General features: G+C 38.9%; 7 protein-coding genes. 4 read left to right on the top strand and 3 right to left on the bottom strand.

The window, feature by feature from the left end:
* Window positions 1-586: 586 nt before the first annotated feature.
* Together C5684_RS08915 and C5684_RS08910 are read right to left on the bottom strand one after the other, a co-directional pair.
* Complete coding sequence (locus C5684_RS08915) at window positions 587-1,087, bottom strand: hypothetical protein (RefSeq protein WP_041602765.1); 501 nt, start codon at window positions 1,085-1,087, stop codon at window positions 587-589.
* A gap of 387 nt (window positions 1,088-1,474) precedes the next feature.
* On the bottom strand, window positions 1,475-2,773 hold the full coding sequence (locus C5684_RS08910; RefSeq protein WP_013889583.1) for a mechanosensitive ion channel family protein: 1,299 nt from the start codon (window positions 2,771-2,773) through the stop codon (window positions 1,475-1,477).
* A gap of 892 nt (window positions 2,774-3,665) precedes the next feature.
* On the opposite strand from C5684_RS08910, the gene C5684_RS08905 reads away from it, so the two are divergent.
* Both C5684_RS08905 and C5684_RS08900 read left to right on the top strand, forming a co-directional pair.
* Window positions 3,666-4,004, top strand: coding sequence for a plasmid mobilization protein (locus C5684_RS08905; RefSeq protein ID WP_104640086.1), 339 nt, complete (start codon window positions 3,666-3,668; stop codon window positions 4,002-4,004).
* Window positions 3,985-5,328 (top strand): relaxase family protein, encoded by a 1,344-nt coding sequence (locus C5684_RS08900; protein WP_013889582.1) that lies wholly within the window; start codon window positions 3,985-3,987, stop codon window positions 5,326-5,328. Before C5684_RS08905 ends, C5684_RS08900 begins: the two co-directional genes overlap by 20 nt.
* A 592-nt stretch (window positions 5,329-5,920) precedes the next feature.
* On the opposite strand, the gene C5684_RS09825 is transcribed toward C5684_RS08900, so the two are convergent.
* On the bottom strand, window positions 5,921-6,280 hold the full coding sequence (locus C5684_RS09825; RefSeq protein WP_407645786.1) for an outer membrane beta-barrel protein: 360 nt from the start codon (window positions 6,278-6,280) through the stop codon (window positions 5,921-5,923).
* A 1,508-nt stretch (window positions 6,281-7,788) separates the two neighbouring features.
* Here C5684_RS09825 and C5684_RS08880 point away from each other — a divergent pair.
* Together C5684_RS08880 and C5684_RS08875 are read left to right on the top strand one after the other, a co-directional pair.
* Complete coding sequence (locus C5684_RS08880; RefSeq protein WP_013889580.1) at window positions 7,789-8,787, top strand: DNA cytosine methyltransferase; 999 nt, start codon at window positions 7,789-7,791, stop codon at window positions 8,785-8,787.
* Window positions 8,784-9,734, top strand: coding sequence for a HaeIII family restriction endonuclease (locus tag C5684_RS08875; protein WP_104640084.1), 951 nt, complete (start codon window positions 8,784-8,786; stop codon window positions 9,732-9,734). The genes C5684_RS08880 and C5684_RS08875 overlap by 4 nt, the downstream gene beginning before the upstream one ends.
* Window positions 9,735-9,769: the final 35 nt, after the last annotated feature.

Here is a 9,769-nt window from a genome sequence, read left to right as displayed (position 1 = left end):
CATGCCAAAAATACAGAGCAATGGAAAAGATGTGGCAAACCGAAAGTGAAAAACTGGCTGGTTGGGAAGAAAACTTAGGGTTCACGTTCTGTGTCTGTTAGAGCTCTGTTAGAGCGTTGTATCGCGCTTTTAATTATTGATATCTTTGTTCCACTCTCTCTAAAGTTAAAAGAGCGTCATCCTCTTTTAAGCATTCATCTTTCAAACGCCCGTATCTAAAGAGGGAGAAGGTGAAACCCATACTCTCTTGCAAGTTTCTTGTGAGTTCTGTAAAGGTGTAAGCTTGACAAGCTTTTTGGAAGAGCCAAGACTCCAAAGGTGTAGGACCTATTTCTGATAACTCCCGATATTTCTTGAGCTACGAGCAATAGTGTTCGCTCACCTTGGCATAAGCGACTACTTGCAATACAAACCCGTCATGGGGCATATCCCTGTAAAACTCCGAACACCTTCTCATCCCCTTAACAAAAAAATCCTTCTCTTCACTTAGCCTTCTTGCCAATACCCTTAATTTGGGGCATAGTTGTTTGAGTTCCAACAAGAAGTGCGGGCGGATATGTTTAGCACACAAGGGTTCTAGCGCAGCCTAGTCATTCGTATGTTTCTGCTCTGTGTGATCAGCCATACACTGCTCTACAGGCACGTAAACATCGAGGTACTCATCTAGGCTCATTTTGTTGTCTTCATCGCGCTTAAGAGTAGGCACATTTTTAAATACAGAATCGTCAAACCGTGCACTCTCTACGCTCTCAGGCACATCAAAGGGTTCAAAAGTGTCTTTAGGTTGGAATATCCCTGTATATGCGACTAATCTCAAACCCTTCAATTGTTCCATCACCTGCATTAGGAATATCTCAGGGATTTTTCTAAGTTGTTCTGCAGAGCCCACACCTCCCTTATTAAGATACTTGATAGCCTCTTGGGCTCTTTTTTTTGTGTTCTTGGAAGCTTTGGGTTTAAGTCCTTTAACCACTTCACGGATACTGCGTTCAACCTCTTCCTTCTCCAGACCATCGCAAGCTACTCTAATATCTACGATGTATCCCTCCACCTCTGTAGTGCGTATCCAGCTAAAAAGCTCAGGCACATCAAAACGTTCTTTAAGTCCATTATTTTAGATTTTTAACACTTTAATTAGTTTGCTCTGCGGGGTTTGAGAAACCATTTTGTTAGGCATCTAAAAACCTGAGGCTATTTCCCATCTTAAACCTTTATGTTTTGCTAAAATCTGTCTAGTCTTGCGTAACCTGTAAATCACTCTCCCTAAATGATATATTTTTTCTCTCAAAGTGTTTTAGCAAAAGGTTAGGGGTAGCGAGAACGAAAAAATGGGTTTGTTGTTTTAGTTGGAGTGTAATTAAGAGTAGTTAATAGAATTTTGAAACTATTTGGTTTATTTTGGATTTTTTGTGTTAATTTGTGAGTTGCATGGTTGCTAATGAGGCAATTTCTTAGAGATGGAGTAGTCAATCCGTTATGATTCTTTCTCTGAGGTTTTAACAATAGAAATATCTGAAGTTTTTGAAAACAGTTTTACGATAGCGATAAAGATTTTAGACCGTAATTCTAGAGTCTCGTCGGGATCAGTGATATCAGTGATATAGGATATACAAAGATGTACTCCTTCTTTTTCTGATTTAACAAATATTTTTGGGGTTGGATCCATGTGTTGCATGGCATAGGTGCGAGATTCTTGATATTGTTGTTCTGCAGTTTCTCTATAGGGTATCGAGTACAACCTAGCAATTCTCCTAGTAATTTTTATGGCCTTTTTGTAATTCGACTCTATGGTGAGCACAAAGTCTAGGCTATCCCAAATAATTTTACCTCTGCGGCGATCATATATCGCAATTGAACTTGTGAAAATGCGATATGTGGGCACAGTAAAAAAACGACCGGCTCTACCTTCGTTTTTAAGATAAGTATCCAGTGTGATATCTTCATATAGCACGAAATAAAATGTGCGGATATCGACTATATAGCCTGTGCTTGTGCTCCCATCTTTGTTAAAGATTTGTAGGCGATCGCCTATATCTATCGTCCTGTCAAATCCTAAAAAAAATCGCATAGTTAGCCATGATGAGAGCTGAACGAGAACTTTGATCCAAACGAGACCAATACCGATGGAAGCCAGCCATCTATGTAAGGCAGATACAGAATTGTAGAAGAGTAAAATAAGTATTATTAAAATTGAGATGAATAGCATATTTAAAAAAATATCAAACCCCTTACGAATTTTATACGGATGATTCCACCCGTACTCTTTTGCAATACATGCTACAAATAAGTGAATGGGTAATGTGACCATTAGAGGAAGAAGCACGCCTATATAAAGGAATATCGTAATAATAAATATCCAAGGAAAAAACTTCTGTATCCGGCTATTGAATTGAAGTAGGGTGTTTTGACAGGCTTTTTTTAATTCCTCTTCGTGGGCTTTTGTGTTCTTTAAAAGAAGTAAAAAACAAGCGAGCTCTGATATAGGAGGCCTTTGCACAAGATTTTCAAATGGATTGTCTCTGTCGGATTTTAAAACTTTTTCTTGTTGTTGAGGTGTTTGTGAAGTGTGATTCAAGACTATGATCTGACTTGTGTCTTTTTGATGTATTTGGAATTCGTGTTGACCAAGTTCTTTGAGCCAGATGTTGTCGTTATTTTGTAGTTGTTTTTGGATAATATTTGGCTTATTCTGTAAATCTTGCTGAATAGAATTTGCTGAAAGAAGTGTGCATAAAAACGCTAATGCTAACACTAACAAACGTATAATATCCATCCATCCAATCTTTCAAAATTATCTCAACTGTTGCCGTCAGTATATCTGAAGGTCAACCATTATTATTTCGGAAGATATTTGTGATTTTTAAGTAAGTCGTGAGACATTCTGATTTCGCTGATTCTGTGATGTAGAAAGTGTAAAAGAGCGGAGAGGTTTTAAGAGATGTTCTTAGAAGTTTGTGGAGTTTGGGGTAGAGTCTATCGTGAAAGTTTTAGATAAGACAGGCAAACTAGAGTGGGTAAGGTGAATGGAACAGGGAAAATCTCGTTTTGTAGATGGGTAGTGGCTGTTTGAAAATGGGTGTCTAGTAGTCTAAAAACTCCGAAACCTTAATCGGGATTTATACTTCACTTGACATGTTTGGAAACAATTTCTGAACTTTTTTGCAAAACACCTGTGCAAAGCCCCATGATAGCGGTATTTAGTAGTTTCATTTTATCTTAATTATGAGAAAGTACATTTTTAAAGGGTATAAAAAGTCAGGTGTTTTATGGGGGATTTTTTCATGGGGTAGAGCAAGTAGAACGAGCCCTAAAAAATCACTATAGTGTGGGCTATGTGCGCTTTGAAAGCAATTTTATCAAAGTGGCAGATCAATGCTTAGATTACCCTAGTCAAGCGGACAAAGAACGCTATTTTGCTTTGCCAATTCATTGAGTGTTTTGAGAAATTGTGTAGGTGAAGATAAGAAAATATAACCTTTGTATCCACAAAATCTTATAAAGTGCCTATTTTAGGCGACAATGCTATTATTTTTGTTTGATTTTTCATTGAAAAAAGATATAACCTTTGTGCTTACAAAAATTCACAAAGTGCCTATTTTAGGCTATAATACTTCTATGTTCATTCAATTTTTCGCCCAAACAAAACATAACAAAAGTGGCTACAAATGTCTAGAGAAAATAAGACCATAACGCTTAGAGTGCGTTTTACTCCCAGTGAGTTAGAGCAAGTCAAAAACAAGGCACAGGAGAGTGGATTAGACATCTCTAAATATGTGCGCTCCTGTACCCTAAATCAAAAGATAGGACACCACACCGATCTCATAGCCATTGCCAGTCGTGTGGCACTAAGAAACACATTGAGTTCTCTAGGCAATAATCTCAATCAGATAGCTAAAAAACTCAACAGAAATCTGCCCCTAGATGCACAAGCTCTAGACACACTAAAAAGTATCCAAGCTCAAATAGGGCAAATGGGAAGTGCTTATGTTGGTGAAATTCTTTAGAAAACACAAAGGCAGCAAGAGCGATGGCACGGCTTGCATTGACTATTTGCTCAACCAAAGAGTGCAACAGGGCACTGCCAAACTTTTAAAAGGCAATCCTAAAGACACTAAGGCTTTAATCAGGGCTATTCCTAGAGAGTGTAAGCTCTGTGCTGGTTGTTTGTCCTTTGAAGAAAGAAATATCGATGAATCTCTCAAACAAGAGATCATGCAAAGCTTTGAGCAAATGCTGATGACAGAGGTGATGGCGGATAGATACGACATCCTGTGGGTAGAACACACCGATAAAGACAGATTAGAGCTTAATTTTGTGATCCCTTGTGTTGATTTGATCAGTCTAGAGCGTCTTGTGCCTTTCTTTGCAAAAGTAGACTTACTCAGAGTAGATGCATGGAAAGACTATATCAATGCCAAATATCACTTGAGTGATCCAAAAGCCTTTGAAAAACAGCGCGACATTGTAGGCATCAACACCAAAACTCCCCAAGGCAAAATGCTTTACAAAAGTGCAGAGGAGTTGCAGCAAGTCATTGTAGAGGCAGTAGGCAGTGGCACTCTAAGCTCTAAAGCCCAGATCGTAGAACAACTCATTGCCAATGGCTATGAGATCATGCGTAATGGCAAACAAGCAGGCAAGGGCTATCTGGGCATTAAGCCCCCTGGAGCTCCTAGAGCCTTTAGATTAAAAGGAGTGTTTTACGATGAGCGTTTCACAAACACACAAAGCCTTGGAAAACTCCTTAAAGAATACAGCGCAAGCCCACAAGAGAGAGCAGGAGCAACTAGCACAGAGCCTAACAGATCAGGCAACAAAGACCATAGAGAACACTCTCAAGAGCATCTTGCCACACTTGCACAACGACTTAAAAAGCACATTGAATACAAACACCAATTCTATGTAGCAAAATTTGCAGAAGTGGCAAAAACAACAGGAAGCCCAACAGCAGAGCTGGGAACAAAACCTAGAGAACAGGGTTTTAGTGCAAATTCAAAGTGTGCGCAATTTGATACTAGAGCAGGAGAGCAGAAACAAGGAATTAGCTCAGAAACTCAAATTATGGCGGATCAACGCAGTTGCTCTAGCAATTTTTCTCACTATGAAAACAGCAACAATGGTTTTTCTGATAAAAAAACAGAACAAGGATTTGCAGGTACAGATAAACAAATCCTTCAATCCACAGGGCAACATACAGCTACAAAAACCAATCAGTCCCAAGAAGTTAACAGCGTGTCAGAAATACGAAGCGATGGAAAGGATGTGGAAGGCAAGCAAAAGACTTGGGTGGGAAGATGGAGGATACAGAGATGTTCCCAGAGTGTCTGAAAGAGAGGTATCTAGATCAATTTCCAAAGGACGACATCTCTAAAGAACCGCCTTTGCAGACAGCCCTAGATATTTTAGAAGATTTGGATGGTATTCCTCCATCTCAATAGAGAGTTTTCATTGCACCTAGAGAGCCACACAAGCGTGAAAATGAGTTATTTTTTGCCCTATCTCGGGCTAAAATGCAGTTTTCCAGTTAGCGTAACACTTGTGGCTACAAAGTAGCCATCGTGTTACCACTCCGCTACGCTCCGTTTGCTGGCAAGGGGGATGCCCCCTTGAACCCCTGGACAATATGGTTTTGTTGTGTGTGAAGTTAGATTAACTCCCTCTATCTCCTATAGATGGTCTTATCTGGTTGTATTGAAAACTAGAGTTTGTTTTGGTCGTCTGACGAGGTTGGGCTTTCCGTTTTGCCTGAGAATGGTCTTTGAGTTTAGCAGGGGTTTTCTTCTGTGTCTTCTTGAAGGAATTAAAGCTCAGACACCCCATGATCTCTCTTGCTAAACGCCAAATACACATCCTCATCCCCCCACCATAAAATCCCCGAATAAGGACTTATTTGAAGTTTCTTGCTCTAAAACCCTCCATGCTAAAGACTTGGATTTTTGTAATTTGTCTTGGTTTCTGTATCGTCGTTCTCTTTGTTTTTTCTCTTTGAGTTGTCTTTTTTTCTGTACCTTGAGTTCTCGCAAACGCTTTCTCTCCGCTTTTGAGTTTTAACCCTTTCCTTGTCTAGGCGTTTCTCTAGTTGAGTGCTATCAATGCTTGCCTGATTTGAATACGCTTCATTTAGGTTTATGTAGGCATTGTTATTGTTTGTATAATAGTCAAGATCCACTAACCTAGAATTCTCCATCAGCCATGAACTTCCTCCTACCATCACACCAGTAAATACACCGTAAGTTCGGTTATTATTTTTATAGAAGTTATAAAGTGCATCGATGCCCACTCCATAGAATAGATTGGCAGAAGGATTACAAAAAATAGTTGAATAAAAATGCTACCATTTGTTTTAGGATGTATAGTCGGTGCACTTGAAGTTGTTACTAAAGTGTACCATTTAGATGCTATCAAGGAAGAAATGAAGAAAGCAGGTGTTTTTAGATTTTGTTTTGAAGAGGCTCTTGCCATTCAAGATCAACCTAATGAAATGGTTAACTTGACAAGGAGAACCAAACACACAAAGGCAGAAATGCTAAGAAGGTAAAAGAGAGTAGTAGGTATATTAGTTTTTAAGTCTACAAGAGATATTCAGAAATCATCATCTCTGACATTTGCCACTGCCACATCTCCAAATCATGTCAAATAAACTCCAAATCGCTGATGTGTTGCAAGGCTACCACGAATATTAAGCAAAGTAGTATAAAAGCTGCGACAACTCAGGTCTGTAAAAAAATTACTTTATCACATGGCATATGCGTGTTGTTCATAATCAAGTTACTAAATCTAATTTTCATTTTCGGTACAATGTTACAAGATTTGGGATTATGAAAAGTGTTTTTTTTGTAAAAAATCCATTGTATAATCTATCTCAAAAAGGAGGTGTCTCATAGAAGAGGAAGTTATTCGGTGTCTTTTATCTGAAGAGCGACTAAAATATTACAAAAGTAGTGTTGATGAGCATTTTAGGAATTTACAACTCATTGTACAAGTTGTTCCTTAATTGGCGACTATTGAGATTTGTTTAAGAAATATTTTGTATAGCGAGATAAAAAAATAAAGATTGGATCATTAATCCAATTAAGGATAAAGATAGAGAAAAAATAAAAAAAGGGGGAATTTGAAGACTTTAATGCTTATAAAGTGGAAATAGTTTTAAGTTTGTTGAGAAGAATGTGCAATCGGTGTTGCCACTGGGAACATATTTTAAGGATGAGACCTGGAAAGAGAAGGGACATTTTCCGTGGATTACTGAGAATCTCGAAAGGGCAAAAAAGCAAAAATAAGAGAGGTGTAAACATAGGTATAAATCCTAGCTAGATAGAGGCATTTTTGAGGGACATACTAGATGCGATTTGTCCAAGTATAAAAACAGAGATATACAAAAAAGAAAGACAAAAGGATAGAAACGATACCCCCGGATGAGTGCCGAGGGATGAGTGGAAATCTACACCGAATCTACCAACTATTACAATACCGTATTATTCAAAAGTAAATGATTATAAATGAAAAAGGATGTGGAAAATATAAGCTCAATTTTTTGCTACCAAAGTTACCGATGTTACCGATCGATGACATAGGCAAACACTACGAAACGAAGAGTTGCAAAAAATCAAAGTTGCCATGAAAAAAGCCTACTTGTTAGAGCAATACCGAATCTGTTGCGTGGGCTTAACCTTAAGCGTTTTTGCAACTTTTGGCGCAAATCATTTGTAGCACTAAGGTATAATGCCTGTCGTTTAAAAGTTTAAGGATATATCGTGGATTTTGACTTTAGTGTGGTTGTGAGGTAGTTAGGTGAATTTGATTTCTCTTTTCTGTGGAGCGGGGGGGCTGGATTTAGGGTTTGAGAGAGCGGGGTTCAAGGTGGTTGAGGCCAATGAAATTGACAGCTCCATTTGGCAAACTTATGAAAACAACCACAGAGCCAAGTTGATCAGAGGGGACATTTGCAAGCTCGGTTCAAAGGCGTTTGCACCATGTGATGGAATCATCGGCGGTCCGCCTTGTCAATCTTGGAGTGAGGCGGGGACACTGCGGGGCATCAACGATCCACGGGGACAATTATTTTACGAATACATTAGAGTTTTGAAAGATAAAAAACCTTTGTTTTTTTTGGCAGAGAATGTGAGTGGGATGTTGGCTAAACGCCATAAAAATGCCGTTGATGGTATCAAAAATGCCTTTCAAGATGCCGGCTATGATTTGCATTTTTTTATGTTAAACGCTAGGGATTATGGTTTGGCACAGGATAGAAAACGGGTGTTTTATGTCGGGTTTCTCAAAGATTTGAGGGCAGATTTCCAACCGCCAAGACCCCTAGAACATAGCCCCACTCTAAGAGATGTGATTTGGGACCTCAAGGACAGCGCAGTCCCTGCCCTAGAGAAAAACAAAACAAATGGTGATGTCCTTAAAATCCCCAACCATGAATATTTTGTGGGATCATACTCCACGATTTTTATGAGTCGTAACCGTGTGCGTTCGTGGGATGAGCCTGCTTTTACAATTCAGGCAAGCGGACGGCAATGCCAACTCCACCCACAAGCTCCAAAGATGCCAAAGATAGGACAAAACCGCCATGCATTCGCCAAAGAAAGCGAACATCTTTATCGCCGCCTCAGTGTGCGCGAGTGTGCTAGACTGCAAGGTTTTCCCGATGATTTTAAATTCTATTACCAACGCTTGGAAGATGGTTATAAAATGGTGGGTAATGCAGTACCTGTCATCTTGGCTTATAAAATTGCAAGGGCGATTAAAAAGACCTTGGATACTTCTATTAGAGTGGCTATATGAGTGCAAACAGCAACAACTATGGCCGTGCTTTAGAGTATGCGTATATCGTGGTTTTAGAGCAAGAAATCTCACAAATAAAACCCGTTGAGATTGTTAAAAACTCTAGTCTTAGTGCTGCTAAAAAAGCATTTGATGGATTCGACAAAGAAACACAAGCCTCTTTTAAACAGAGTGCTAGAGCAGGAGCATTAAAAATATTTGAGGCAGAACCTAGAATTGTAGAGGAGACCAAAAGTCTCTTAAGCCTAAGCCTACAAAAGGACTCCAAGGGTGAAAATGGCGATGTGCGTGATTTACTCATTGTTAGAGAAGACATTTTGTGGGAGCTTGGCATCTCTATCAAGCGCAATCATATGGCACTTAAACACAGTAGGATTTCGCCCAGTATAGATTTTGGGCAAAAGTGGTTTAATTTGCCTTGCTCAAAAACCTATTGGGATACCGTCTTACCTATTTTTCAAAAACTTGAATCATATGAGATTGCAAAGACAAAGTGGAGAGATGTCCCCAACAAATTCATAGAAATTTATGTGCCTTTGCTTGAGGCAGTGATGGCTGAAATCTTGATGCACAAGAATGATAAAAACATTGCCAAGAATATCACAGAGTATTTTATAGGTAAGTTTGATTTTTACAAATCTATTAGCCTAGATGGTAAAAAGATAACACAAATTCAAGCCTACAATTTACACAAAACCTTAAATCAGCCTAGCCAACAGAGCAAGCCGAAAATTATTGTACCTCCTTTAGACTTCCCCACAAGAATCATTGGCTTGGATTTCAAACCAAATAGCCAAACAACTTTAGAATTGTATTTGGATAAAGGTTGGTCATTCTCAATGCGCTTGCATAGTGCCGAAACATATGTGAAAACAAGCTTGAAATTTGACATACAAGCTATAGGCTTGCCTACGACACTTTTGATTATTTGTGCGGAGTGGCAATGATTTTAGCTGTGGAAAATTTTTACCAACCACGCCGT

Origin of the sequence: Helicobacter bizzozeronii (assembly GCF_900196775.1) — a bacterium.
Classification (GTDB): domain Bacteria; phylum Campylobacterota; class Campylobacteria; order Campylobacterales; family Helicobacteraceae; genus Helicobacter; species Helicobacter bizzozeronii.
This window is presented reverse-complemented; position numbering and strand designations above follow the sequence as displayed.

Bases quoted from the DNA above. Each gene is read 5' to 3' on its own strand.
- C5684_RS08905 (WP_104640086.1), top strand. From the start codon at position 3,666: ATGTCTAGAGAAAATAAGACCATAACGCTTAGAGTGCGTTTTACTCCC.
- C5684_RS08910 (WP_013889583.1), bottom strand. From the start codon at position 2,773: ATGGATATTATACGTTTGTTAGTGTTAGCATTAGCGTTTTTATGCACA.
- C5684_RS08900 (WP_013889582.1), top strand. From the start codon at position 3,985: ATGTTGGTGAAATTCTTTAGAAAACACAAAGGCAGCAAGAGCGATGGC.
- C5684_RS08875 (WP_104640084.1), top strand. From the start codon at position 8,784: ATGAGTGCAAACAGCAACAACTATGGCCGTGCTTTAGAGTATGCGTAT.